A 25,301-nucleotide genomic window follows, 5' to 3' on the forward strand; every position below is an offset into this window, starting at 1 on the left:
ACTCCAAAACGTACTGTTGAGCTTAACCCCGACGCCCCTCAACCCCGCCCCCCCGCCACCCCGGCCCACGCTGTGGTGGGCGGGCCACCCACCGGGGAGGCCGGCCCGCGGCCGTTCTTGCCCGCGGCCGTTCTTGGCGGGGGTTTTGCCCGCCGCACCCTCCCGAATACCTCTCACTCAGAGCTAACCTCGAAAGTGTGGACGACGTCGAGGAGTTCTCCGCCCTGCTGGTCGGCATCCAACGGCTGATCCGCCGCCGGCTGCGCTCCGGTCTGGCCCACCCGCCGTTGCGCGGCGCCCAGGTCGAGCTGCTGCGGCTGGTCGTGGACAGCCCCGGCCTGCGGGTCTCGGACGCCGCCGAGGAGCTGTTCCTGGCCGGGAACTCGGTCTCCACCCTGGTCAACCAGCTGGTCGGGCAGGGCCTGCTGCGCCGGGAGACCGACCCGACCGACCGGCGGGCGGCGCTGCTGTACGCCACCGGGGAGGCCGCCCGGCGGCTGGCCGACTGGCGGGCCCGGCGCACCGCGCTGGTCGCCGAGGTGCTGGCCGACCTGCCCGCCGACCAGCGGGCCGCACTGGCGCAGGCGATGCCCGCGCTGCGGGCGGTCGCCACCGGCCTGCGCGGTCGAGCGGACGTGGGTGCGGACCTCGGAGCGGACGTGGGAGCGGGCGTGGGTGCGGCGGTTGGTGCGGGCGACGGGAGAGCGATCGTATGAACGACCGGGCCGCGGTCGAGTGCCGCGCGTTGACGTACACCTTCGAGCACGGCCGGAAGAAGACCGGCACCCGGGCGGTGGACGGCATCGACCTGACGGTGCGGGCCGGCGAGGTGTTCGGGCTGCTCGGGCCGAACGGCGCGGGCAAGACCACCACGATCCGCGCCATCACCACCCTGCTGCCGACCGCGCGCGGCATGGTCGCGGTGTTCGGCCACGACTGCACCACCGACCGCAGCGCGGTGCGCCGCCTGCTCGGCTATGTCCCGCAGCAACTGTCCGCCGACGCGGGGCTGACCGGCCGGGAGAACGTCGAACTGTTCGCCCGGGTCTACGACGTCGCCCGCGCCGAACGGTCCGAACGGGTCGCCCAGGCGCTGGCCGCCGTCGACCTGACCGAGGCCGCCGACCGGATGGCCGGCACCTACTCCGGCGGCATGGTGCGCCGCCTCGAACTCGCCCAGGCCCTGGTCAGCGCCCCGCGCCTGCTGGTGCTGGACGAGCCGACCATCGGGCTGGACCCGATCGCCCGGGCCGGCGTCTGGGACCGGGTGGACGCGGTGCGCCGCGCCACCGGCATGACCGTCCTGGTCACCACCCACTACATGGACGAGGCGGACCGGCACTGCGACCGCGTCGCGCTGATGGATCGCGGCCGGATCCGCGCCCTCGGCACGCCCGCCGAGCTGAAGGCCCGGGTGACGGTCGAGGACCCGGCGCTGGCCGCGCCCACCCTCGACGACGTGTTCCGGCACTTCTCGGGCCGCACGCTGACCGACGCCAAGGAAGGAGACTTCGGAGATGTCCGCCGTACCCGCCGCACCGCGAGCCGCGTCGGCTGAGGCCGCGGCCGGCCCCGAATTCGGCCTGCTGCTGGTGCCGCCGCGAGCCCGCACCGGGTGGCGCGTGGTGCCCGCCCGGGTGGTCGCGATGTGCGCCGTCGAGCTGCAGAAGCTCCGGCACGACCGCACCGAGCTGTACACCCGGGCCGTCCAGCCCGCGCTCTGGCTGCTGATCTTCGGCGAGACCTTCACCCGGCTGAAGGCCATTCCGACCGGCGGCATCCCGTACCTGGACTACCTGGCGCCCGGGATCATCGCCCAGTCCGCGATGTTCGTCGCGATCTTCTACGGCATCATGATCATCTGGGAGCGGGACGCCGGCGTCCTCACCAAGCTGCTGGTCACCCCCACCCCACGGGCCGCGCTGGTCACCGGGAAGGCCTTCGCCGCCGGGGTCAAGGCCGTCGTCCAGGCCGCCGTGGTGGTGGTGCTGGCCGCGCTGCTCGGCGTCGGCATGACGGCGAATCCGCTGCGGCTGGCGGGAGTTGCGGTCGCGGTGATCCTCGGCTCGGCGTTCTTCTCCTGCCTGTCGATGACCATCGCCGGGATCGTGCTCACCCGGGACCGGCTCATGGGCATCGGCCAGGCCATCACCATGCCGCTGTTCTTCGGCTCCAACGCGCTCTACCCCGTCGACCTGATGCCCGGCTGGCTCCAGGCGGTCAGTCGGGCCAACCCGCTCAGCTACCAGGTGGACGCGCTGCGCGGCCTGCTGATCGGCACCCCGTCGCACCTGGCGCTGGACTTCGGGGTGCTGGCCCTCGCCACCGTCGTCGGGATCACCGCCGCGTCCGGCCTGCTCGGCCGGCTGGCCCGCTGAGCCCAGGTGATGTCCTGGCGATCACGAGCGTGGCCGGATGACGAGCGACCGCGCCGCCGCCGTCGCTGCGGGCCGGGCCGGGCCGGGCCGATCCGAGGCTGAGGACTGAGCCGTACTACCAGGCCCGTCGGCCGTCGCCGGACGTCGGTGGTGGGCGGGAAAAGCTGGTGCTGGACCATTCGGACGGAGTGTCCCCTTACTTCCCGGTGGCGGGTTTGGGGTCTCCGGAGTGCCGGAATTCTGCACTCCGGAAACCTTGCTCTCCGCACGAAGGGAATCGATGCCGTGAAGAGCATCACGCAGCGGGTGTTGCTGCTCTCCGCCGCCACCGCAACGGTGGCCGCCGTCAGCGTTGCCCCGGCACCCCTCGCCCGGGCTCGCACCGAACTGATCCCTTTCCCTCAGCTCGGCATCCAGTTCAACCCCGACGGCGATCCCGGCCAGTGCGGTGGACGAACAGGCGAACAGTGGGCGAACGAATTCGACGGGACCGAACCGATCCGATTCGACACCGACTCCCGCCCCGGCGGCTGTCGGCTCGCGTTCGGTATCTTCGACCCGGACGATCTGCTGTCGAGTTCGTCCTACACGTACACCTTCGAGGCCACTCCCGGCGGCGATCCTGCGCAGTGCGGAAACCCGGGCACCCATCGGATGGCGATCAGCAAGACGTCCCGGGTCTTCGGCCCCAGCATCCGGATCGACACCGACAACCGGCCGGGCGGATGCGTTCTGACGTTCGCGCTGTCGAGTCCAACCAGCATCGGCCTCGGAGTCAACTACTTCTCGGACGGCGACCGCGCCCAGTGCGGGAACGCCGGCCCGGACAGCGGCACCTTCAGCCCCGTGGCCAACGACCGCGAATTCTCCATCCGCATCGACACCGACGACCGGCCCGGCGGCTGCGGGCTTCAACTCCGGCTGACCGGCTAGGCCGTGTCTCATAGTTGATCTTGCGGTGGGTCGGGGAGAGGCAACGGATGCCGCGTGGGCTCGGGTTGAGCCGTTGCTGCCGTGGCGGGACGGTGCCGGGCGTCCTTGGCGTGATCACCGGCAGGTGGTGAACGGGGTGCTGTGGCGGCTGCGCACGGGTGCCCCGTGGCGTGACCTGCCCGGCCCGCGCGTCGGGAGCGGGCGGCCGAGGACCAGGCCGGACCGGGTCGTGGTCGACAAGGCCTACTCCTCGCGGAGGATCCGCCGGCTGCTGCGGCGCCGGCGGATCAGGGCGACCATCCCCGAACGCCGCGACCGGATCGCCGGCCGCGCCCGCCGGACAGGCCCTACGCCTCCGGGGCGCCGTTCGCTGCGAACAGGGCGTCCAGCGCGTGGTCCACCCGGTCTCGTTCGGCCGCGCCGCCGGGCGGGACGAGTCGCAGTGTCTGCCGCACCCAGCAGGCCAGCCGTGCCGCCGGGGCCTGCAGGAAGGCGTCCCCGTCGGGCGAGCAGAGCATCAGGGTGACGGTGCGGCGGCCGTCCACCACGGTCGGCCAGATCCGGACGTCGCCCAGGCCGGTCGGCCGCAGCAGGCCGTGCAGCAGCAGGTCCCGGGCGAAGTACCAGCCGATCGGCTGCGCCGAGTCGATGTGGAACGCGATGTGCACCGCGTACGGGTCGTCGGCGGAGTACCGCAGCTGCGCCGGGACGGGGAACGCCTCCTCCGGCGACAGCAGCAGATCCAGCACCAGATCGAGGCACAGCTCGGCGGGGCTCTCCATCGCGGTGTCTTTCCATTCGGGCCGCCCCGGCGGCTCCGGGCGGGACTGCCCCGAGAGTAGAGCCGCCCCGCGCATGCCCCGGGCCGTGGACGCCAACGCTGTCGCGCTCGACAGCCGGGGCCGCCGCCACCTGTGGGCCGGGACAAACACCGAGGGCCGAAGGGCTGACGGAGCGTCAAGTCCCGCGCCCTGATTCACCGTTCGAACGACCGTTCCGTCAATGCCCCGAGAGGCACCTGAGGGCGTGCCCGGCGACCGGCGCGCCCCCGTGCCGAGCACACGCGCCGCCGTGCGCCGCCTAGGCTCACCGCATGGTCACCCGACTCACCGAGGCGCCGGTGGATTCCGCCGCGCGACTGGCCGGCCACCTGCTGGAACGACTGCCGTGGCTGACCGAGGAAACGGTCCGGCGGATCCGCGACAGCATCAGCGTGTACCGCACCGCCGGGCCGCTGCCCGCCGGCGACCTCGGCGAATCCGTCCGCAGCAACATCGAGTTCACCCTGCGCCGGCTCGCCCACGAGGACGGCCTCAGCCTGGAGGCCCCGCGCCGCACCGGCCGCCGGCGCGCCGAACAGGGCGTCCCGCTGGCCACCGTGCAGTCCGCGTTCCGGATCGGCTTCGCCCACCTGTGGGAGACCATGGCCGCCGAGTCGCTCCGCCACGGCCTCGCCACCAGCGCCGAACTCGTGCAGATGGCCACCGACGTCTGGCGGTTCAACGAGGAATCCACCACCGCCATGACCAACGCCTTCAACCGGGCCGCCGCCCTGCTGATGCTCCGTCGCGACCAGGAGCGCTCGGCCCTGGTCGACGTCGTGCTGCGCGGCGGCATGGGCAACCCCGGCTCCGTGCTGGAGGCCGCCGACATGCTCACCCTCCCGTACGACGGCACCTTCGCGGTGGTCGTCGCGCACGCCCCCGGCCTCGCCCGGCACGCCCTGCCCGACATCGAACCCGCGCTGCGCGCCCACGACATGGGCTCCGCCTGGCGGCTCACCCCCGACGCGCACATCGGCATCGTCTCGCTGCGCGCCGCCGCCGCGATCGACCAACTCGTCGACGCGCTGCGCAGCCAGGCCGTCCGCCGGGCCGGCGTCAGCCCCTGCTACACCCGCCTCGACCGGACCCCGCAGGCGCTGCACCTCGCCCAGGTCGCGGTGGCCAGCGCGGCCCGCCCCGACGAGACCGTCACCCTGTTCGACGCCAACCCGCTGCCGATGCTGGTCGCTTCCGCCCCCTCCACCGCCTCCCGGATCGGCAACCAGGTGCTCGGCCGCCTGCTCGACCTTCCCGACGGGCAGCGCGACCAGCTGCTCACCACGATGTCCACCTGGTTCACCGTCGACGGCTCCGCCGACCGGGCCGCCAAACTCCTGCACTGCCACCCCAACACCATCCGCTACCGACTCCGCCGAATCGAACAGCTCTCCGGCCGCGACTTCGAACGACGCCTCGACTCCGCCGAGTTGTACGTCGCCCTGCAAGCCGTCCTGCACCTCCCGGGAGTGGTGCGCGACCCCTTGCAGTGACCTCCTGCCCGCGTCCGTGGCAGGCGGGCGTTTCCTGGGGTGGCGTCAACTCGGTTGCCAGTGCCAGACGGTGATGCCTGCGCCCTGGGCGACGGGGTGGTAGCCGGCGGTGGCGAGGGAGTTCTGGGCGGTGAGGTCGGCGGGGGTGGGGGTGGGGAAGCCGTCGGGGGTGTCGAGGGTGGCGGCCCATTCGGCGACGGGGCGGAAGAGGGGGTGGCGGTCGTCGGGGGAGAGGCGGGTGGAGCCGGCGTCGGAGGGGAAGGTGAGGTACGGGAAGAGCGACACGGTGCAGCGTGAAGTCAGCTGCGGGGCAAGGCGGTTGGCGGCGGCGACCCGCGCGCCGTCCGGCACGGTGGCGAGCACCTGGCGGGCCGTCAGTACGTCGGCGGAGGGCCGCGAGAGGTCGGGCGTCGGGGCGGCGCACAGCGCCACGAGGAGCATCGCGGCGGGCGCGAACCGAAGCGCCGGCCGGGCGGGCAGGCGGCGCAGGCCGTCCAGCGCGGCCACGAAGACGATCGGCATCAGCACCGCGTTGTAGTGCCAACCGATGCTCCAGTACGCCGGGTTGGACGACCAGTAGCGGGCCGCCAACGGCAGCGCCGCCAGCAGTACGAGCGGCGAACGCAGCGCCAGCAGCAGCGTCGGCGCGAGCAGCGCGGCGAGCGTCCACCACTTGTCGGAGGGCCACAGCAGCCGCGTCAGCGGATCGCCGCCGCCGGGCGCCGCCGTCGCACCGTACGACCAGGCGTCCAGCGGGTTCGCGGCCGGGATCAGCACCAGCACGGTGAGCAGCGTGCCGAGGACGGCCGCCGCGAGCGTCGCCACGCCCAGCCCCCGCCGGCGGCCCACCAGCAGGACGTAGCCGCCGACGCCGGCCAGCAGCAGTCCCTGGTCCTCCTTCACCAGCAGCAGCGGCAGCGCCCAGCACACCGCCGCCCGCCACCGCCCGCGCGCCAGCGCGACCGTCGCGCACGCCAGCAGCGGGACGGCCAGCGCGATCTCGTGCATGTCGAACAGCGACGCCTGCCACAACCCCCACGACAACCCGTACGCCAGCCCGGCCAGGACGCCCCGGGAACGCCCCAGCCACTGCACCGCCAAGTCCGTGACCGGCACCACCGACAGCGCGAACAGCACCGCCTGCGCCACCAGCAGCGTCTCCGGCGCAGGCCACAGCCGGTAGAACGGCGCCAGCACGGCCAGCGCCGGGCTGAAGTGGTCGCCCAGCTGCACATAACCGGCGCCCTTCAACGTGACCACCGGCGGCCCGAGATACGCGTAACCGCGCACCGCCTCCTCGAAGATGCCGAGGTCGAAACCGTTGGTCTGCATCCGCCAATGCCGGGGCAACGACAACGCCAACTGGAACAGGAGCACCGGCAGCACCGGCAGCCAGCACGGACGGACCCGGGAGAGTATTCGCACCCGGACGACGCTAGGAAAGGCCTGCTGAGCCGATTCTGAAAGAAGCTGAGGATTTCTTCAGCCAGGAGAAAACCGGCACATCGGTCAACGTCCTTTTCGGACGCCCGAATTGAATTACGCTGGCCCGATGCGCCTACTCATGGTCGAGGACGAGGAAAGGCTGGCCCGGTCGCTCAGCCAGGGCCTGCGCGCCGAGGGCTACGCCGTCGACGTGGCAGCCGACGGCCCGAGCGGCCTGGAGCTGGCCCGCTCCGGAACGTACGACCTGGTGGTGCTCGACGTGATGCTGCCCGGCCTGAACGGCTTCCGGATCTGCCGACGCCTGCGGGCCGAGGAGAATTCCGTGCCGATACTCATGCTCACCGCGAAGAACGGCGAATACGACGAGGCCGAGGCCCTCGACTGCGGCGCCGACGACTTCCTCGGCAAACCGTTCTCCTTCGTGGTGCTCACCGCCCGCCTCCGCGCCCTGCTGCGCCGCGGCGCGGCCGGCCGGCCCGCCGTGCTCGCCGCCGCCGACCTGCGGATCGATCCGGCGGCCCGCCGCTGCACCGTCGCCGACGCCGAACTACGCCTCACCGCCAAGGAGTTCGGCGTCCTGGAGTGCCTGCTGCGGCGCCCCGACCAGGCCGTCCCCAAGACCGACATCCTGGACGCCGTCTGGGACTCCGCCTTCCGCGGCGACCTCAACATCGTCGAGGTGTACATCGCCGCGCTGCGCCGCAAACTCGACCGGGCCGGCGCGCACGCCCGGATCGACACCGTCCGCGGCATCGGCTACCGGCTCACCCCGTCGCCCGCCGATGTCGGCTGACCGCCGGCGCTGGTGGCGCTGGTGGCCCGCCCTCGGCGTCCGGGCCCGGGCCGCCGTGGCCGCGCTGGTCGCCTCCGTGCTCGCGTTCGTGGTCGCCGCGCCGCTGGTCGGCGACGGCGTCCACGCCCTCCTCTACCGCGAGGCCGAGATCAGTGCGATGGACGCCATGCGCAACCTCCAGGCGAGGATCCGGGACGGCGCCGACGGCGAACTCCTGGGCGGCCAGCCGTACGTGGCGCTCACCGAGGACGGGGAGTGGCTCGCCGGGGACTTCCTGACGGACCACCGCGACGACGACCCCGCGCTGGTCCTGACACCCCTGCGGCGGGCGAAGCCCGCGAGCGGCGCCGCCCTGCCGCCCGAGCCCGCGTACCCCGTCGAGGCCGTCGCCGTCCGCTACCCGGCCGGCCTCTCCCCCTACTACCGGCTGGCCTCGCCCGCGCCCCGCACCTACCACTTCCTGCGCACGCTCACCGAGCCGGTGAGCAGCGAACGACTCGCCCTGCTCGTCCCGGACGGGCGCCGGCCCGCTCCCGAAATGCCCGAACAGCAGCTCACCCTCTACGTCCTGATCGACCCGACCGTCGCCGACGAGACCACCGACGTCGTCACCGGCCTCCTGCTCGCCGTGGTCGCCCCCTTCACCTCGCTGTTCGTCGCGCTGGTCGCCTGGCTCGCCACCGGAGTCGCGCTGCGCCCGGTGGAGTCGATCCGGCGCCAGATGGCCGCCGTGCGCGGCGGCGCGTTCCACGAACGCGTGCCCGTGCCGCGCGCCAGGGACGGCATCCACCGGCTGGCCTGCACCACCAACGACACCCTCGACCGGCTCCAGCAGGCCCTGGACGAACAGCGTCGACTGGTCGCCGACGCCTCGCACGAACTGCGCAGTCCGCTTGCCGTGCTGCGCAGTTCACTCGAAGTGCCGCTGGCCCGCCCGGACACCGCCGACTGGCCGGCCGTGGTGCGCGGGGCGCTCATCGACACCGAACGGCTCCAGGACCTCGCCGACGACCTGCTGCTGCTGGCCCGCGCCGAACGCGCCGCCGAACGCGCCGCCGACGGCATCGACGGCGCCGTCGACCTGCACGACGTGATCGCCGAACAGCTCGCCGAACGGCAGTACGGCGAAGGAGAGTTGACGTACGAGAGCGAGCTCGCCGAGGCGGTGCTCGCGGGCGGCGAGCTGCTGCCGGGCCGCCTGGTGCGCAACCTGCTGGACAACGCGGCCCGGCACGCGGACGGCCGGGTCGCGGTCACGCTCACCGTCGCCGACGGATGGGCGCAACTCGCCGTGGAGGACGACGGACCGGGCATCCCGGCCGCCGACCGGGAGCGGGTCTTCGAGCGCTTCGTCCGCCTGGACGACGCCCGTGACCGGGGCCGCGGCGGCGCGGGCCTGGGCCTCGCCCTGGTGCGCACCATCGCCCACGGCCTCGGCGGCACGGCCGTCGCCGCAGCGCCCGGCCGGCTGCCCGGCGCACGGCTGGTGGTGCGACTGCCGGTGGCGGGCGGCTCGCGGTAGACGCCGCAGGGCCGCCGGCCGTGCCCGAGGGGGCATGGCCGGCGGCCGGATTCACCGCACCGGTGCTTACGACAGGTCGAAGGCGCCGCCGGCGACCGCCACGCCGACCGGGCAGGTCAGGCGGACGCGGAACTGGCCGGAGAAGAGGACGGTGGACACGTAGCGGTTGCCGTCCGAGCAGTCGATGAAGGGCTGCCAGAGCGGGCCGTTACAGGTCTCGGTGAAGCTCGGCCCGTTGAAGGAGAAGTTCCCGCACACCAGGTTGAGCGGGGCGATGCCCTGAGCCGTCCCGTCGGAGTGCACGGACGGGAGGTTGTTCGGCTGCGCCAGCGTGACCGAGGGGGTCTGGACCTCGTTGGCGGCCGCGGTGTTGTTCGCGGCGGAGATCACAGGAAGGGCCGAGGTCATGGGGTTGGTCTGGGCCGCGGGCTGAACCGCGGGCTGAACCGCGGGCTTGACCGCGGGCTGGGCCGCGGTGTCCGCCGCGAAGGCGGCGGAGCCGACCGTGCCGACCGTCGTCAGGGCCAGAGCCGAGGCGACACCGATGGCGCTGAGCATCTTTCCGAATGCCATGTCGTTCCACTTTCACTGAGGGTGTGACTGAGAGTGATTGATTGACAGGGGGGCGCCCACCTGTGGATCCCCGCAACCGACCGGGGCGAGACTCACGCTAGGCCAGCCGTCGAGGAGGCGCGCGGCGAGAGCGACCCAAAAATCCGTGTACGTCTGATTGGCTCTGGGGCGGTCGCCGAACAACGCCGTCACGTCCCGGCCGGGTGACCCTCGGACGGCGGCGGGTAGAGTGGTGTTCATGCGTGTGACAAGGGAGTTGACGGACGACGAGGGGAGCGCGGTCCGGCTCGGAGAGGTCCGCCGGATCGTCTCGCTGGTCCCCTCGCTCACCGAGGCGGTGGCCGCCACCGCCCCCGGCCTGCTGGTCGGCGCCACCGACTGGTGCACCCACCCCGCCGGCCTGGACGTGCCCCGGATCGGCGGCACCAAGAACCCCGACGTCGCCCGGATCGTCACGCTCCGTGGCGATCTGGTGATCGCCAACGAGGAGGAGAACCGCGCCCCCGACCTCGCCGCGCTCCGGGCCGCCGGGGCGGCGGTGTGGACCACCCGGATCCGCGACCTCGACCAGGCGCTCGACTCGCTGCGCCGGCTCCTCGTCGACGCCTGCCAACTGCCGGAGCCCGCCTGGCTGTTGTCGGCGCGGCAGGCCTGGGCGGAGGTGCCGGCGCCGGTGGCGTCGGTGCGGGCGGTGGTGCCGATCTGGCGGCGGCCGTGGATGGTTCTCGGCGCGGACACCTTCGCCGCCGACCTGCTCCGCCGCCTCGGCGTCACCGTCGTCACGGCCGGCCGGTCGGGCCGCTACCCGCGCGTCCCGCTCGCCGAACTCCTCGATGCGGGAGCCGAGTTGCTGGCCCTGCCGGACGAGCCGTACCGGTTCACCGCCACCGACGGCCCCGACGCGTTCCCCGGCCTCCCGTACGCCCTGCTCGACGGCCGCCGCCTCACCTGGTACGGGCCCTCGCTGGCCGACGCCCCCGCCGTCCTCGCCGCCCAACTCGCCGCCGGGACGGTGTAGAGATCCCCTCGGCGGGTCCGACTGTCGGGTGAACGGTGCCCGTGAGCACCGCAGTCGAGAACCGAGAGGGCCACCCCGTCATGCAGCAGCTCGTGCAACGGACCATCGACCTGCTCGTCGCCTCGGGCGAGGAGTTGGGCATCCAGGTCGCCGTGTACCGGCACGGCCGGCCGGTGGTGGACGCGGTGGCCGGCGTCGCCGACCCGGCCACCGGCCGGCCGGTCACCCCCGACACCCCGTTCTTCGCCGCCTCCACCGGCAAGGGGGTGACGGCGACCGTCGTGCACGTCCTCGCGGAACGCGGCGTCCTCGGGTACGACACCCCGATCGTCGACCTCTGGCCGGAGTTCGGCGCGCACGGCAAGCAGAAGGCGACCCTGCGGCACGCCCTGACCCACTCGATCGGCGTGCCCGCCGTCCCCGCCCACCTCACCGTCCCCGACCTGGCCGACTGGGACGCGATGTGCGCGCTGATCGCCGACGCCGAACCCTGGTGGGAACCCGGCACCGCGACCGGCTACCACGCCGTGACCTGGGGATACGTGCTGGGCGAAGTCGTCCGTCGGGCCACCGGCCGGCCGATCTCGCAGGTGCTCCGGGAAGAGGTGGCCGCGCCGCTGGGCATCGCCGACGAGCTGTACTTCGGCGTCCCCGCGTCCGAACTCGGCCGGATCGCCCGGCTCGTGGACGCGCCCGGCAGCGCCGAGGCGATGGCGGCCATGCCCGCCGACCTGCCGCTCTTCAAGGCCACCCCGCCCGCCCTCACCCCCGGCGCGGACTACGGCAACAACCCGCTCGTGCTCGGCTCCGACATCCCCTCCGGCGGCACGATGTCCGCCCGCGCCGTCGCCCGGATGTACGCCGCCCTCCTCGACGAGGTGGACGGCGTCCGCCTCGTCCCGGACGCCCGCCTGCGGGAGATCACCGCCCTCGCCACCGCCGACACCGACCGCATGATCGGCTTCCCGGCGCCCCGCGCCCTCGGCTACAACCTCGGCCGCCCCGGCGCCGACCCCCACCGGACCCTCACCGTCTTCGGCATGCCCGGCATGGGCGGCAGCACCGCCTGGGCAGACCCCGCCACCGGCCTCGCCTTCGCCCTCACCCGCAACCGGTTCTTCCCCGGCCCCGCCACCACCGCCGACCAGCTCAGCACCCTGATCGCCGAGGCCGCCACCGCCTGAGGACCCAGGCCCCCGCCCCCGCCCCCGCCCTCGACCTCGACCTCTGAGCGGATGCGTCACCGATCAGGGACGGGGCGATCAGGGACGGGACTTCGGGGCCCGCGTGAACACGCAGTCGCCGCAGAGGCCGCCCGAGGGCGCGCGGTAGTAGAGGCAGCAGGAGGCACGCCGGAAGGCGAGCGGGCCGCCCGGCGGGGTGACCGCGCCGGCGGCGGCGAGGTCGGGGAAGGCGAGCAGCTCGCGGGCCAGCGCCGCGGCGGGGACACGCAGCGGCGGGACGGCGGCGAGCTGACGCGCGGCGCCGACCAGCGCCGACGCGGCGTTGCCCGCCAGCAGGCCGGCGGCCAGCGGAGTGAGGGCGCGGACGGCGGCGGCGAGCGGGTGCAGGTGGCCGTCCATCACCAGCGCGTGCAGCGCCCCCGGCGAGGCGTCGGGCCCGTCGTCGGAGGGCAGCCACAGGTCGAACGGGCCCTGCGGCGGCAGCGCGAACCGGGCGCCGTCCAGGTCGGGCAGCCGCCCGGTGGCGACGGCGGCCCCGAGGGCCACCGACCACAGGCGCGCCGCCAGCCCGAGGTGCGCGGTGGACGCGGCGACCCGCGCCTCGTCCGTGCCCAGCACCCGCGCCACCTCGGCGACCCGCCCGGCCAACGGCCCGTCCGGCGCGGACAGTTCGCGCAGCGGCCGGAACCCGGCCGGCACGGGCCCGGACAGCGTGGCGAAGTAGGGGCCGAGAGCGGCCAACGGCGGGACGGCGGTCATGCCGCGGAGTGTAGTCGGGCCCCGTCGGCGCCAGGATTTCGCTGGCCACCGGCCGCCCCCGCCGCCTATCGTCGCGAGCTGACGGACAACCGGCACGCGAGGGAGGAACAACGCATGCGGAAGCGGCAGTTGGGGCGCAGCGGCATCGAGGTGTCGGAGGTCGGCTTCGGCGCGTGGGGGATCGGCGCCTCCGGCTGGATCGGCGCGCAGGAGGACGAGTCGCTGGCGGCGCTGCGCCGCGCGATCGACCTCGGCGTGGACTTCGTCGACACCGCCCGCGGCTACGGCGAGAGCGAGCGGCTGGTGGGCAAGGTGGTGCGGGAGTGCGCCGCGGCCGGCCGGCAGGTGCGGGTGGCGACCAAGGTCCCGCCGCTGAACCGGCAGTGGCCGGCCCGCCCGCGCGTGGACCCGGCGCAGGCGTTCCCGGGCGCGCACATCCGGGAGAGCGTGCAGACCTCGCTGCGGGCCAGTGGGCTGGAGCGGTTCGACCTGCTGCAGTTCCACGTCTGGCACGACGAGTGGCTCGGCCGCGGCGACTGGCTGGAGACCGTCGGCGCGCTCAAGGACGAGGGCCTGATCGGCCTGTTCGGCGTCTCGGTCAACGACCACGAGCCGCACACCGCCGTCGAGTTGGTGCGCAGCGGCGTGGTCGACGCGGTGCAGGTGATCTACAACATCTTCGACCAGTCGCCGGTGGACGAACTGTTCCCGGCCTGCCGGGAGCACGGCGTCGGGGTGATCGTCCGGGTCGCCCTGGACGAGGGCGGGCTGACCGGCCGGCTGACCGCCGACACGGTGTTCCCGGACGGCGACTTCCGGCGGCGCTACTTCCGCGGCGACCGGCTGGCCGAGGTCGAGCGCCGGGCCGCCGCGATCGCCGCCGACCTGGGCATAGAGGCGGACGGGCTGGCGGAGGCGGCGCTGCGGTTCGTGCTGAGCGAGCCCGCCGTGTCCACCGTGATCCCGGGCATGCGCTCGGTGCGCAACGTCGAGCGCAACGCCGCTGTCGGGGACGGAGTGCCGCTCGGCGAAAGGGAGTTGAAGGTGCTGGCCGGACACCGCTGGGACCGGAACTTCTACTCCTGAGGGTGGCGTCGCTGCGTGCGGTTGTCGGGGTTCGGTGGCAGAGTGGGGGCCCATGTGCGGTCGCTTCGTCTCCACCACCGAGCCCGGTGACCTTGTCGCCCTGCTCGACGTCGCGCGCTGGAACCCCACCGAGGCGCTCGCGCCGAGCTGGAACGTCGCGCCGACCGACCCGATCCAGGCGGTACTGGAACGGGTGGACCACGACACCGGCGAGGTGGTGCGCCAACTGCGGACGCTGCGCTGGGGCCTGGTGCCGTCCTGGGCGAAGGACCGTTCCGGCGCGGCCCGGCTGATCAACGCCCGCTCGGAGACCGTCGACCAGAAGCCCTCGTTCCGCAAGGCGTTCGCCGCCCGGCGCTGCGTGATCCCCGCCGACGGCTACTACGAGTGGCGGCCCGTCCCGGCGGGCGACGGCCGCAAGGCGTACAAGCAGCCGTACTTCCTGAGCACCGGCGAACTGATGCTGATGGCCGGCCTGTACGAGTTCTGGCGGGACGCGAGCGTGCCGGAGGACGACCCGGCGGCGTGGCTGGCGACGGCGACCATCCTGACCACCGACGCCACCGACAGCGCGGGGCGGGTGCACGACCGGATGCCGCTCACCATTCCCCGTGAGGAGCTGGGCAGTTGGCTCGACCCGGCGAACAGCGACCGGGCCGACCTGCACCACCTGCTGCACCGCCCCGCCGACGGCGACATCCGCGTCCGCGCGGTGCCCACGGCCGTCAACCGGGTCGCCGAGAACGGCCCCCGGCTGCTCACCGAGGCCCCCGACCCGCTGGGCGTCGCCGACTGACGGTCCGTCAGTCCGAGTCGCCCGAGCCGGTGTTGCCGATCCGGCGGCGGTCCTCGGCCCGGCGGCGGCGCGCGTCCCGCCGGACCATCTCACCCACGCCGAGCGTCGCCCGGGACACCCCCCGGACCCAGGCGGGCCCGCCGCGCTCCGCCCACACCACACAGCCGCAGCCGCCCACCACGAGCAGTAGAACGATCACCAGCGCCACACCGATCACGGCTTCCCCTTCCCCGACGATTCCCCCGCATCATCGCAGGTGGGCGCGGTGCGGCGGCACGGCGCAGTGGCGATTCCGCGAAGTTCCCCGCGTTCAGCGCCCCAGACCGAGCCGGACGGCGCGCTCCACCGGCGAGTACGCCCCGTCCGCGCGCTCCAGCACCAGGTCGCCGGTGGACAGCAGCGCCGGCTGGGCGAGGAACCGCGGCACCGTGCCGTGGTGCGGCTGCGCGGAGTGGATCAGGAACGGGTGGCACAGGTAGACGTCCCCCGCCCGCCCGGTGGCCAGCGCGGTCTCCCGCTCCGGGTGGTCCAGCAGCCCGGCCCGGTCGAGCTCGGCGCAGAACGAGAAGAACTCCACGCCCTTGTCGCCGGCCGGCTCCAACTGCCGCGGCACGTCCAGGTGCGAGCCGACCTTGATCCGGGTCGGCGCGTTCGCCTCGTCCACGTCGGACAGCAGGAACAGCATCAGCAGCGCCCGGCCGCGCGAGACCAGGTTGAGCCACAGGCCCTCCTCGCCGTCCGGCGTGAAGCTCGCGTCCAGGTGCCAGCCCGCGTCGCCCGGGTCGTCCGGGTGCGGGAAGCGGATCGGGAAGCCGCCCAACCACGGCTGCGGCCGCCACCGGCCCTCGCCGACCAGCTGGTCGAACGCGCCGTGCAGGCGCTCGGTGGTCGCGGCCCGCCGGAACGGCTCGTCCGCGTACCCGGCCAGCCGGACCACCGGCTGCGTCCAGCCCGCCGGATCGTCCGGATCCAGGCCCATCTCGCGCCACAGGAACTCCCGGCACTCGGCGGCCAGTTCGGGCGAGAACGCACCCTCCAGGCGGACGAAGCCGTCCGTGACGAAACCCTCGACCTGCTGCGGCGACAGAACGGTACCCATGGGGACGGAGTCTCGGCCGAACGCCCGGCAGTGGCAAGCGAATTTCCGTCCGAGCGAGGCGACTTGACGCGACTTGACGCGACGCCACCCGCGCGCTTCGGTAGGAGCCATATGACTGCCTTGCACGCCGGCCCCGCCTTCGACGCCCTCCAGGGCCTGTCCGTGGGCGACGCCCTCGGCGCCCAGTTCTTCGTCCCCGCCACCGCCCGCGCCCACTTCGGCGCCGCCACCGTCCCGCCCGGCCCCTGGCCGTGGACCGACGACACCGAGATGGCCTGCTCGGTGTACGCCATGCAGGTCGCCCGCGGCGCGATCGACAGCTACGACTTGGCCTGCGCCTTCGCCCGGCGCCACGACTTCGACCGCGGCTACGGGCCCACCGCCAACCGGCTGCTCCGGCTGATCCGCGAGGGCGGCGACGCCCGCCGGCTGGCGGCCGAACTCTTCGACGGCCAGGGCTCGTTCGGCAACGGCGCGGCGATGCGGGTGGCCCCGCTGGGGGCCGCGTACGCGCACGACCCGGCGTCCGTCGTCCGGCCCGCCGCCGACACCGCGGAGACCACCCACACCCACCCCGACGCGGTGGACGGCGCGATCGCGGTGGCCGTCGCCGCCGCCCACGCGGTGCGCTGCCGGAGCGCGCCGGTCGCCCCGGACCGCTTCCTGTCCGCCGTCGCCGACCTCACCCCGTTCGGGCCCGTCCGCGAGGGCCTGGACCAGGCCAGGCGGCTGCTCGACCGGTCCGACGTCCGGGCGGTCGCGGCGGTGCTCGGCAACGGCCGCCACACCAGCGCCCTCGACACCGTCCCGTTCGCGCTCTGGTGCGCCGCCCGGTGGCTCGACGACTACCCGGCGGCCGTCCGGGCGGCGATCGGCGGCGGCGGCGACATGGACACCGTCGCCGCGATCGCCGGCGGCGTGGTCGCCGCCCGCACCGGCGCCGACGGCATCCCCGCCGCCTGGCTGGCCGCCCGCGAACCGCTGCCGGCCTGGGCGTTCCCCGAGGACGCCCAGGTCCCGCCGCCCACCTGGCCGGACACCGGGTCCGCGGTGGAGCCCCCGGCCGTGCCGCGGTTCGTCCCGATGGTGCTGCCCCGGCCCTGCCCGGTGCCGGACCGGCTGTCCTTCGGCGAGGACGTGTGGAACCGCTACCGTTCCGGCTACCGGGCCGCACGCTGGGTGGCCCGCGCCGAGGAGGGCGTCCTGCACCTGCACGAGGCAACCACCGGACGCGAGGTGCTCGCCGTCCGGGTCGCCCCGCACCGCGGCGGCCACCATGCCGTCGGCGTGCAGATCGAGGCCCACCCCGCGCTCTACCGAGGCGGCCGCAGCAAGGGGGGCGAGGTGGAGTTCGTCCTCATGGAGCTCGAAGGCCTCGTCCGGACCGGGGGCCCGCTGCCGGCCGGCCCCTGGTGACGGCCCCTGGTGACGACCCGTCGGGCGGCCGGATAGGGTGAAATCCACCGGTGGGCGGCTGAGGAGGGGACGATGCGCATCGAAGCGGTGCTGTTCGACCTCGACGGCACACTGCTGGACCACGACGGCGCCGCCGAGGCCGCCGTCCTGGCCGGCGCGGCCGCCGAAGTCCCCGGACAGCCGCTGGACCGCGACGGACTGCTGCACTTCTGGCGCGACCTCGAACGCCGCGAGTACGACCGCTACCTGGCCGGCGAACTGACCGTCCAGGAACAGCGCCGGGCCCGCGCCCTCGGTCTGGCCCGGCACCTCGGGCTCGGCGAGTGGTCCGACGAACGGGCCGACGCCTGGTTCGCCGGCTACCTCCGCCGATACCGGCGCTCCTGGCGGGCCTTCCCCGAAGTCCCGCGTGCCGTCCGCGAGTTGGGCGCTGGACGACAGCTCGGTGTGATCACCAACGGCGAGGGCGACATCCAGCGCGACAAGCTGCGCACCGTCGGCCTCGACGCCCTCGCCGCGCACACCACCGCCTCCGGCGAGGCCGGCTGCGCCAAACCCGACCCGGAGATCTTCCACCTGGCCTGCCGCACCCTGGGCGTCGCCCCCGCCCGCACCGCGTACGTCGGCGACCGGCTGGACGTCGACGCGCAGGCCGCCACCGAGGCCGGACTGCTCGGCATCTGGCTGGAACGCGAGCCCACCGGCGCGCCGGACGTCACCGTGCCCCGGGTGCACACCCTCGCCGAGGTCGCCCCGCTCCTCGGCTGAAGGCCGGTCGGCGTGGCTTCGGGCCGCCCGGGCCCCCCGCCGCGTACCGTCGGGCCGGACGGCTGACGGTTCGTCAGCGAAGGGACTCCGGGAGGCCGATATGGACACGAGGCAACGAGTGGCGGCACTGGTGGCGGACGCGGGAACCACCTACGCCGAACAGGCGGGCATCGAGATCGCCGACCGACCCGCCGAACTGTGGCAGCTGCTGATGCTCAGCAACCTCGTCTCGGCCCGCATCCAGGCCGAGATCGCCGTCACCGGCACGGCCTCCCTGGTCGCCGCCGGCGCCGACACCCCCGCCGGCACGCTGGAACTCGACTGGCAGCAGCGCAAGGACGCGCTGATCGCCGGCCGCTACCAGCACTTCGCCGACGGCACCGCCACCAGGCTCGGCGAATGCGCCCGCCTCGCTCAGGACGAATACGGCGGCGACCTGCGAAAACTCGCCGCCGCAGCCCAGGGCCGCCCCGAGCGCACCCGCGCCCTGCTGCAACGCTTCCCCGGCATCGGCCCGGCCGGCGCCGCCGCCTTCTGCCGCGAGGCCCAGGCCGTCTGGCCCCACCTGCGCCCCGCCCTCGACCCCCGCGCCACCGCCGGCGCCGAACGCCTCGGCCTGCCCACCGACCCCGCCGAACTCGCCGCCCTCATCGCCCCCGAAGACCTGCACCGCCTCGGCGACGCCCTCGTCCGCGCCGCCCTCGACCCCGCCATGGCCGAACGCGTCCTGGCCGCCACCCCCGACACCGCGCAGACCGCGTCGGTCTGACGCCCCGCAAGCCCCGCGCGCCCCCCACGCGCCCAGCGCGCCCCGCGGACGGCCGTAGAACCGGACGGAGCGTCAATGTTCGGTGTCGGACGACCCGTTCGGCGGTAGCCTCCTGGTACTGCGACAGCCGGGGGGTTGGGGCGATGAATCGTTCGGAAGCGGGCGAGCCGAGGCAGCTGGGGCCGTACCGACTGGTGGGGCGGCTCCCCGACGGGATGCTGGGAGGCCCCGTCCATCTGGGCCGGGGGCCGGGCGGGGTGCGGGCGGCGGTCACTGCGGTGCCGGACGCGCTGGCGCAGGACCCGCGGTTCCGGGCGGACGTCGGCGCGGCGCTGAAACTCGGCGGCCCCGGCCTCGCACCCCTGCTCGGCGCCGACCTGGCCGGCCCGACCCCCTGGCTGGCCGAGACCTTCGTCCCCGCCGTCACGCTCCGGCAGGCGGTCGAGCAGTACGGCCCGCTGCCGTGGCCGACCCTGGCCGTGCTGGCCCGGGGCCTCGCGCAGGCGCTCGCCTCCGTGCACGCCACGGGCTTCGCGCACGGAGCGCTCACCCCGAACGCGGTGCTGCTCGCCGTGCCCGCGCCGCTGCTGCCGGCCCGGGTGTCGGGGGCGGCGGCGCAGCAGGACGACCTGGCGGACCTGGCGGCGGTGCTGGAGTTCGGGGCCGGCGGGTACGTGGCGCCGGCGAGCGTGCTGATGCCGCTGCTGCGGGAGGCCGTCGAGGAGTTCCGTGCCCCGGCCGGCCAGGACGCCGTCCGGCGGCTGGTCGCCCTGTTCGGCGATCCGCCCGCCGAGGCCGACGGCTGGCTGCCGCCGCCCCTCGCCGCTGCCGCCGCTGCCGTGGGGAAGACCCCGGGGATCGCCCGCCGCACGCTGCTGCTCGGCGCGGCGGGCGGCGCGGTCGCCGTCGCCGGTCTGGCCACCGCACTCGTCTGGCCGCGCGACTCGGCACCGAAAGCGCCGGGCGGGGCCGCCGCACCCCCGTCCCCGGGACCGGCCTCACCCTCCCCGTCCCCTTCCCCGACCGACGTGGTCCGGATCGAGCTGACGGGCACGCCGCCGACTCCGGCCTGGCAGATCGTGCTCGACGAGAAGCCGAGCGACCTCGCGGCCTCGGACCAGGTGATTGCCGTCGCGTCGGACAAGTCGACCCGGTTCCTCGACCGGGCCGGCAAACCCGTCGGCGACCCGCACCAACTCACTGTCTTCGACTCCTCGTTGAGCCTGACGCAGATGACGTACGCGAACGGGACGTTCTTCGTGCTGGGCATGGTCCGCGGCCAGCAGTCGGCGCTGGCCGCGCTGGACGGCGCCACCGGAACCCCGAAGTGGGCGGTCTCGCTGCCGGCCGCGCTGGGCGACGGCAACCGGCCCGTCGATGTGGCGGCGGCCGGGGACACCGTGTACGTCAGCGCGGGCCGGCAGGCGTCGACCGACGACGACACCTACACCGGCGTGCTCGCCGCCTTCGACGTCGCGAACGGCGACCCGCGCTGGAAGACCAGCGGCACCGACCTGTGCAACGTGCTGATCCCGCCGACCGGGCACCGGCTGCTGGCGGCCAGCGCCGTCTCCAAGCCTGACGGCCAGGTCGTCGTGCTCGACGCGGCCGCGAAGGGCGCCCGCGGCTGGCAGCAGGCCGTGCCGCACGGCAAGTGGTACTTCCAGAACGGCCCCGCGATGACCTGCTGGGCGGGCGGCCGGTTCGTCTTCGGCGTCGACCGGATCGTCGCGGTCGACCCGGAGACCGGCAAGCAGGCCTGGGACCTGAAGCCCGACGACCAGCCCGACGTCCGCTTCGGCACCCCCTTCGCGAGCCCGGACGGCGCGACGGTCTACATCCCGGTCGGCCAGGATCTGTGCGCCCTCGACGCGGCCGACGGCCGGGTCAAGTGGGTGGCCGTGCTGCCCGCGCACGTCCTGTGGGAGCAGGGCCTCTCGCTCTCCGGCACCCACGCCCGCTGCACCGCCGACACCGTCCTCGCCACCGACTCGCAGGAGAACCTGTGGGCGATCGACGCCGCCACCGGCAAGGCCCGCTGGAAGTACAACGACCCGGCCGCACCGCGCATCGGACTGCGCTGGACGGTCGGCGGCGACCGGGTCTACGTCTCCGCCAACCTCACCCTCACCGCGATCGCCGCCCACGGCTGACGCCCGATCGGCGGCACCCGCACCCGGAAGGACCCGCACATGGTGGACACCGCCCTGGCCGCGCTCGCCGCCGGCAGACTCGTCGACCTGCTCAGCACCGACGGCTGGGAGGCCGCCACGTCCGCGCTCCCCGCACTGTGGCGGCACTCCCGCACCGACCGGGTGGACGCCGACCTCGCCGACACCCGGCTCGCCCTGACCGGCGCCACCGACCAGGACACCGCCGAGCAGCTGCGGGCGCAGCTCGCGCAGGAGTGGCAGGACCGGTTCGTCCGGCTGCTCGCCGACCGGCCCGAGGCCGCCCAGGAACTGCGCCGACTCCTCGACCCGCCGCCCGCCTCCGCGCCGCAGCAGATCACCCTGCGGATGGAGGTCTCCGGCGGCGACGGCTACCAGGCCGCCCGGGACATCACCATAGACCGGCGCGGCCGGGCGTGAGCGACGACCCGAACCGGCCCCCGGCCGACCTGCACCTGCAGGTCTCCGGCGGCGGCGACGGCTACCAGGCCGGCGGCGGCATGGTCGTCCATGTGTACAAGCAGCACGCGCCGTTCGGAACGGAACAGGCCGCCACCGGGTGCCCGTACCCGGGTCTGGCCGCGTTCGGCGAGGACGACGCCCGGTGGTTCCACGGCCGCGCGCAGGCCGTCGACGCCGTCTGCGCCCGACTGGAGGTCCGGGCCGACGCCGGCGGCCCGCTCGTGGTGATCGGCCCGTCGGGCGCCGGGAAGTCCTCGCTGCTCGCCGCCGGCGTGCTGCCCGCGCTGGCCGCCGGACGCCTGGCCCGGGCCGGCTCCCGGGACTGGGCCGCCGTCGTGCTGACGCCGACCGCCTCACCCGCACAGGCGCTCGTGACCGCCGCCGGGTTGACGGCGGACGCGGCCCGGGAGGCGGCCCGGGCCTGGCGCGGCGACGCCGAGCGGTGCGCCCGCGAGTTCGCCGCGCACGCCGCCCGGGCCGCGCCCGGCCTGCTGCTCGTCGTCGACCAGCTGGAGGAACTCTTCACGCCGGGAACGGAGTTCGCCGAGCGCCAGTGGTTCGTCGACGTGCTCGACCTGCTGTCCCGGCCCGCCGCCGACCGGCCCCCGACGCTGGTGCTGCTGGCCGTCCGGGCCGACTTCTTCGCGGCCTGCACCGACCACCGGCAACTGCGCACCGCGCTGCGCGCCGACCCCGTCCTGCTGGACCCGATGACGGCGGAGGAACTGCGCGACGCCATCCTGCGGCCCGCCGGGGACGTCGGCCTCGCCGTCGAGGAGGGCCTGGTCGACGTCATGCTCGCCGAACTCGACGGCGCCGCCGACCCGCGCGACCCGGGCGGCGCCTGGAACACCGCCGCCCGGGCCAGCCGGCTGCCGCTGCTCGCCCACGCCCTGTGGGCCACCTGGTACGCCCGCGAGGGGGCGCTGCTCACGATCAGGGGCTACCGGCGCGCCGGCGGGATCACCGGGGCCATCGCCGCCACCGCCGAGGCCCGCTACCTCGGCCTCTCCTCGCAGGGGCGGGACCTCGCCCGCCTGCTGTTCCGGCGCCTGGTCGTGGTCCGGCCCGACGCCGACGACACCCGGCGGCGGGTGCGCCACCACGAGCTGCTGGACGGCCTGCCGGACCCGGAGGCCGCCTCCGAAGTGGTCGAAGTGTTCACCGGCGCCCGCCTGTTGACCCGCGACCAGGAGCACGTCACGCTCACCCACGAGGCGCTGATCCGGGCCTGGCCGACGCTGCGCCAGTGGATCGACGACGACCGGGCGGGTGCGCCGGTCCGTCAGGACCTGGAGGAGTCCGCGGCCGGCTGGGCCCGCGACGGGCGCGACCGCGCGGCACTGCTGCGCGGCAGCCGGCTGGAGGCGGCCGTCACGTGGTCCGACGCGCACCCACGCGAGCTGAGCGCGGGCGCGCTGGCCTACCTGAACGCGTCCCGGGGCCAGGACCGCCGCGCCCGCACCGTGCGGCGCGCCGCCATGGCCGCGATCACGGCGCTGGCGGTGCTCGCCTCGGCGGCGGCCGTGGTCGCCGTCCGGCAGGACGCCAGCGCCCGCGCCCAGCGGGACCGGGCCGTCCAGGCGCAACTGGCCTCCGAGACACTCCAGTTCGCCGCCACCGACTCGGCGCTGTCCGCGCGGATCGCGCTGGCCGCCTACCGGCTGTTCCCGGGCGAGGCGACCGCCTCGCGGCTGCTGAGCACCCAGAACGCCCCGACCGCCACCGAGGCCCGGGTCGACGGCGACACCGGCCCGGTCGGGACGGTCGCGTACAGCCCGGACGGGCGGACCATGGCCACCGGGCTCAACACGGGCGCGACGGTCCGGCTGTGGGACGTCACCGACCCGGGCCGGCCGACGCCGCTCGGGCTGCCGCTGCCCGAGGACCCCGCCGTGGACTCCATCCGGTCGGTGGCGTTCAGCCCCGACGGCCGCACCCTCGCCGTCGGCGGGCACAGCGGCGACCACACCCGCGACGGCATCGTCGGGTCGGGCGTCCTCGACCTGTGGGACGTCAGCAGCGCCGCGCACCCGCACACCCTCGGCACGGTCGAGCAACTCCCTTGGGGCGCCGTCCAATCGGTGGCGTTCAGCCCCGACGGGCGGGTGCTCGCGGCGGCCGATTCCGGCGGCGAGATCCGGCTGTGGAGCCTCACCGGGCCGGGCCGGCCCACCCCGATCGGCGAGCCGCTCTCCGGCCCCGCCCACCCGGTCCGGTCGGTGGCGTTCGCGGCGGACGGGCGCACGCTGGCCGCGGCGGACGCGGGCGGGGAGGTGCGGCTGTGGAACGTCGCCGACCCGGGCCGGCCCGCGCAGCTCGGCGCCCCGCTGGCCGTCTCGGCCAAGGAGGCGAGCACGGTGGCGTTCAGCCCCGACGGGCACACCCTGGCCGTCGGCAGCGCGGACAGCGAGGTCCGGCTCTGGGACGTCACGGACCCCGGCCGGCCCGCCGGGCTCGGCGACCCGCTGGCCGGCCCGGCGTACCCGGTGCTGGCGGTGGCGTTCAGCCGCGACGGCCGCACCCTCGCCGCCGCGAGCGCCGACCACGCCGTCCACCGCTGGAACGTGTCCACGCCCCGCAACGCCCTCCCGCTCGGGCGACCGCTGACCGGCACCGACGGCGCCGTCAATGCGCTCGCCTTCAGCCCCGACGGCCACACCCTGGCGGCCGGCAGCGTCGAGGGCACCGTCGACCTGTGGAACCTCCCGCCGACCCTGCTGACCGGCGCGGGCGGGAACGTGAACGCCACCGCCTTCAGCCCCGACGGCCGACTCCTCGCGGCGGGCAACCAGAACGGCACCGTCAGCCTGTGGGGCCTCGCCGACCCGGAGCGCCCGGCTCCGCAGGGCGGCCCGCTGACCGGCCCGACCAAGCCCGTGGACTCGCTGGCGTTCAGCCCCGACGGCCACCTGCTGGCGGCCGGCGACGGGGGCGGCGCCGTCCACCTGTGGAACATGGCCGACCCGGCCGGGCCCACCCCGATCGGCGACCCGCTGACCGGCCTCGGCGGGGTGGCGATGTCGCTGGCCTTCACCCCCGACGGGCACACCCTCGCGGTCACCGCCGACAACCGCGTCGACCTGTGGGACGTCACCGACCCGCGCAAGCCGGTCTCCCGGGCCGGCATCGAGCCCGACGACATCCGCAGCGTCTTCTCCGTCGCTTTCAGCCCTGACGGGCAGACCATGGCCACCGGCGGCGACGCCAGCAGCAGCCGGATCGGCCTGTGGCGCGTCCGCAGCAACGACACCGTCCGGCTCGGCCAACCCCTGCAACAGCCCGCCGGATCGGCGCTGTGGGCGACGTTCAGCCCCGACGGGCACACGCTGGCCGTCGGCAGCAGCCAGGGCGGCGTCACCCTCTGGGACACCACCGACCCCCACCACACGTCCCCCCTCGGTTCCGCGCTGGCCACCCCCGGCCCGGTCTGGGCGGTCGCGTTCAGCCCCGACGGCCGGACCCTCGCCGCCGCCCTGCACGACGCGACCGGCGCCCTGCTCCGCTGGAACCTCGCCGACCGCGCCAAGCCCAAACCGATCGGCGAGCCCCTCACCACCAGCACCGGCCCGCTCTCCGTCACCGCCTTCAGCCCGGACGGCCGGATGCTCGCCGCCACCACCGACGGCGGCGCGGTGGGCCTGTGGCACCTCGACCCCGAACAGGTGGCCGCCCGTATCTGCGCGACCGCCGGCCCGCTCGACGCCCGGCAGTGGGAGGCGCGGGTGGCCTCCGTGCCGTACCGCGCGACCTGCTGAAGGCCCCGAAAACGCCGAGCGCCCCCGCCCTGACGGTGGGCGGGGGCGCGGTTCGG

At 74.9% G+C, this 25,301-nt stretch carries 22 protein-coding genes and 2 pseudogenes; 18 read left to right on the forward strand and 6 right to left on the reverse strand.

Features of this window, described 5'->3' with window-relative positions; translation table 11 throughout:
- The first annotated feature begins 197 nt into the window (after positions 1-197).
- The 5 genes and pseudogenes from ACFV4P_RS01220 to ACFV4P_RS01240 all read left to right on the forward strand — a co-directional run.
- Complete coding sequence (locus ACFV4P_RS01220) at positions 198-716, forward strand: MarR family winged helix-turn-helix transcriptional regulator (protein ID WP_380465998.1); 519 nt, start codon at positions 198-200, stop codon at positions 714-716.
- Positions 713-1,558 (forward strand): ABC transporter ATP-binding protein, encoded by an 846-nt coding sequence (locus ACFV4P_RS01225; RefSeq protein WP_380466000.1) that lies wholly within the window; start codon positions 713-715, stop codon positions 1,556-1,558. The genes ACFV4P_RS01220 and ACFV4P_RS01225 overlap by 4 nt, the downstream gene beginning before the upstream one ends.
- Positions 1,518-2,378 carry an ABC transporter permease gene (locus ACFV4P_RS01230; RefSeq protein ID WP_380466002.1) on the forward strand — a complete coding sequence of 287 codons (861 nt, stop codon included), beginning with the start codon at positions 1,518-1,520 and terminating at the stop codon, positions 2,376-2,378. Before ACFV4P_RS01225 ends, ACFV4P_RS01230 begins: the two co-directional genes overlap by 41 nt.
- A gap of 285 nt (positions 2,379-2,663) precedes the next feature.
- Positions 2,664-3,311, forward strand: coding sequence for a hypothetical protein (locus ACFV4P_RS01235; RefSeq protein ID WP_380466004.1), 648 nt, complete (start codon positions 2,664-2,666; stop codon positions 3,309-3,311).
- A 25-nt stretch (positions 3,312-3,336) separates the two neighbouring features.
- A pseudogene (locus ACFV4P_RS01240) lies at positions 3,337-3,669 on the forward strand (transposase); the annotation flags it as partial.
- Here ACFV4P_RS01240 and ACFV4P_RS01245 read toward each other — a convergent pair.
- A complete protein-coding gene (locus ACFV4P_RS01245) occupies positions 3,659-4,093 on the reverse strand; it encodes an SsgA family sporulation/cell division regulator (protein ID WP_380466006.1) in 435 nt (144 codons plus the stop codon). The pseudogene ACFV4P_RS01240 and the gene ACFV4P_RS01245 overlap by 11 nt on opposite strands.
- A gap of 311 nt (positions 4,094-4,404) precedes the next feature.
- On the opposite strand from ACFV4P_RS01245, the gene ACFV4P_RS01250 reads away from it, so the two are divergent.
- Positions 4,405-5,625 carry a PucR family transcriptional regulator gene (locus ACFV4P_RS01250; protein WP_380466008.1) on the forward strand — a complete coding sequence of 407 codons (1,221 nt, stop codon included), beginning with the start codon at positions 4,405-4,407 and terminating at the stop codon, positions 5,623-5,625.
- Positions 5,626-5,670: 45 nt separating this feature from the next.
- On the opposite strand, the gene ACFV4P_RS01255 is transcribed toward ACFV4P_RS01250, so the two are convergent.
- Positions 5,671-7,050, reverse strand: coding sequence for a DUF2079 domain-containing protein (locus tag ACFV4P_RS01255; protein ID WP_380466010.1), 1,380 nt, complete (start codon positions 7,048-7,050; stop codon positions 5,671-5,673).
- Between the two features lie 127 nt (positions 7,051-7,177).
- On the opposite strand from ACFV4P_RS01255, the gene ACFV4P_RS01260 reads away from it, so the two are divergent.
- Together ACFV4P_RS01260 and ACFV4P_RS01265 are read left to right on the forward strand one after the other, a co-directional pair.
- Positions 7,178-7,864, forward strand: coding sequence for a response regulator transcription factor (locus ACFV4P_RS01260; RefSeq protein WP_380466012.1), 687 nt, complete (start codon positions 7,178-7,180; stop codon positions 7,862-7,864).
- On the forward strand, positions 7,854-9,386 hold the full coding sequence (locus ACFV4P_RS01265; RefSeq protein ID WP_380466014.1) for an ATP-binding protein: 1,533 nt from the start codon (positions 7,854-7,856) through the stop codon (positions 9,384-9,386). The genes ACFV4P_RS01260 and ACFV4P_RS01265 overlap by 11 nt, the downstream gene beginning before the upstream one ends.
- Positions 9,387-9,452: 66 nt before the next feature.
- Here the strand turns inward: ACFV4P_RS01265 and ACFV4P_RS01270 are convergent, their stop codons facing one another.
- Positions 9,453-9,959 carry a hypothetical protein gene (locus tag ACFV4P_RS01270; RefSeq protein WP_380466016.1) on the reverse strand — a complete coding sequence of 169 codons (507 nt, stop codon included), beginning with the start codon at positions 9,957-9,959 and terminating at the stop codon, positions 9,453-9,455.
- A 238-nt stretch (positions 9,960-10,197) separates the two neighbouring features.
- On the opposite strand from ACFV4P_RS01270, the gene ACFV4P_RS01275 reads away from it, so the two are divergent.
- Positions 10,198-10,977: a helical backbone metal receptor gene (locus ACFV4P_RS01275; protein WP_380466018.1), complete on the forward strand. Its 780-nt coding sequence runs from the start codon at positions 10,198-10,200 to the stop codon at positions 10,975-10,977.
- Positions 10,978-11,057: 80 nt separating this feature from the next.
- Positions 11,058-12,161 carry a serine hydrolase domain-containing protein gene (locus ACFV4P_RS01280; protein ID WP_380466020.1) on the forward strand — a complete coding sequence of 368 codons (1,104 nt, stop codon included), beginning with the start codon at positions 11,058-11,060 and terminating at the stop codon, positions 12,159-12,161.
- Positions 12,162-12,239: 78 nt separating this feature from the next.
- Here the strand turns inward: ACFV4P_RS01280 and ACFV4P_RS01285 are convergent, their stop codons facing one another.
- Entirely contained in the window at positions 12,240-12,920 is a 681-nt protein-coding gene (locus ACFV4P_RS01285; RefSeq protein ID WP_380466022.1) for a (2Fe-2S)-binding protein, read from the reverse strand.
- Between the two features lie 114 nt (positions 12,921-13,034).
- Here ACFV4P_RS01285 and ACFV4P_RS01290 point away from each other — a divergent pair, with 114 nt between their 5' ends.
- The gene (locus ACFV4P_RS01290; RefSeq protein ID WP_380466024.1) at positions 13,035-14,006 is read left to right on the forward strand and encodes an aldo/keto reductase; all 972 of its coding nucleotides are present in this window, start codon (positions 13,035-13,037) and stop codon (positions 14,004-14,006) included.
- A 52-nt stretch (positions 14,007-14,058) separates the two neighbouring features.
- A complete protein-coding gene (locus ACFV4P_RS01295) occupies positions 14,059-14,802 on the forward strand; it encodes an SOS response-associated peptidase (protein WP_380466026.1) in 744 nt (247 codons plus the stop codon).
- Positions 14,803-14,809: 7 nt separating this feature from the next.
- On the opposite strand, the gene ACFV4P_RS01300 is transcribed toward ACFV4P_RS01295, so the two are convergent.
- A complete protein-coding gene (locus tag ACFV4P_RS01300; RefSeq protein ID WP_380466028.1) occupies positions 14,810-15,019 on the reverse strand; it encodes a hypothetical protein in 210 nt (69 codons plus the stop codon).
- 93 nt (positions 15,020-15,112) lie between these two features.
- A complete protein-coding gene (locus tag ACFV4P_RS01305; protein ID WP_380466030.1) occupies positions 15,113-15,901 on the reverse strand; it encodes a phytanoyl-CoA dioxygenase family protein in 789 nt (262 codons plus the stop codon).
- Between the two features lie 111 nt (positions 15,902-16,012).
- Here ACFV4P_RS01305 and ACFV4P_RS01310 point away from each other — a divergent pair.
- From ACFV4P_RS01310 to ACFV4P_RS01335, 6 genes and pseudogenes are all read left to right on the forward strand, one after another.
- A pseudogene (locus ACFV4P_RS01310) lies at positions 16,013-16,894 on the forward strand (ADP-ribosylglycohydrolase family protein); the annotation flags it as partial.
- A 495-nt stretch (positions 16,895-17,389) separates the two neighbouring features.
- Positions 17,390-18,085: an HAD family hydrolase gene (locus ACFV4P_RS01315; protein WP_380466032.1), complete on the forward strand. Its 696-nt coding sequence runs from the start codon at positions 17,390-17,392 to the stop codon at positions 18,083-18,085.
- 100 nt (positions 18,086-18,185) lie between these two features.
- Positions 18,186-18,854, forward strand: a complete 669-nt coding sequence (locus ACFV4P_RS01320; protein ID WP_380466034.1) for an endonuclease — start codon at positions 18,186-18,188, stop codon at positions 18,852-18,854.
- Positions 18,855-18,997: 143 nt separating this feature from the next.
- Entirely contained in the window at positions 18,998-21,007 is a 2,010-nt protein-coding gene (locus ACFV4P_RS01325) for a PQQ-binding-like beta-propeller repeat protein (protein ID WP_380466035.1), read from the forward strand.
- A 39-nt stretch (positions 21,008-21,046) separates the two neighbouring features.
- Complete coding sequence (locus ACFV4P_RS01330; protein WP_380466037.1) at positions 21,047-21,445, forward strand: hypothetical protein; 399 nt, start codon at positions 21,047-21,049, stop codon at positions 21,443-21,445.
- Positions 21,442-25,245 (forward strand): hypothetical protein, encoded by a 3,804-nt coding sequence (locus ACFV4P_RS01335; RefSeq protein WP_380466039.1) that lies wholly within the window; start codon positions 21,442-21,444, stop codon positions 25,243-25,245. Before ACFV4P_RS01330 ends, ACFV4P_RS01335 begins: the two co-directional genes overlap by 4 nt.
- The last annotated feature ends 56 nt before the right edge of the window (positions 25,246-25,301 follow it).

Source organism: Kitasatospora sp. NPDC059795 (assembly GCF_042732175.1).
Classification (GTDB): domain Bacteria; phylum Actinomycetota; class Actinomycetes; order Streptomycetales; family Streptomycetaceae; genus Kitasatospora.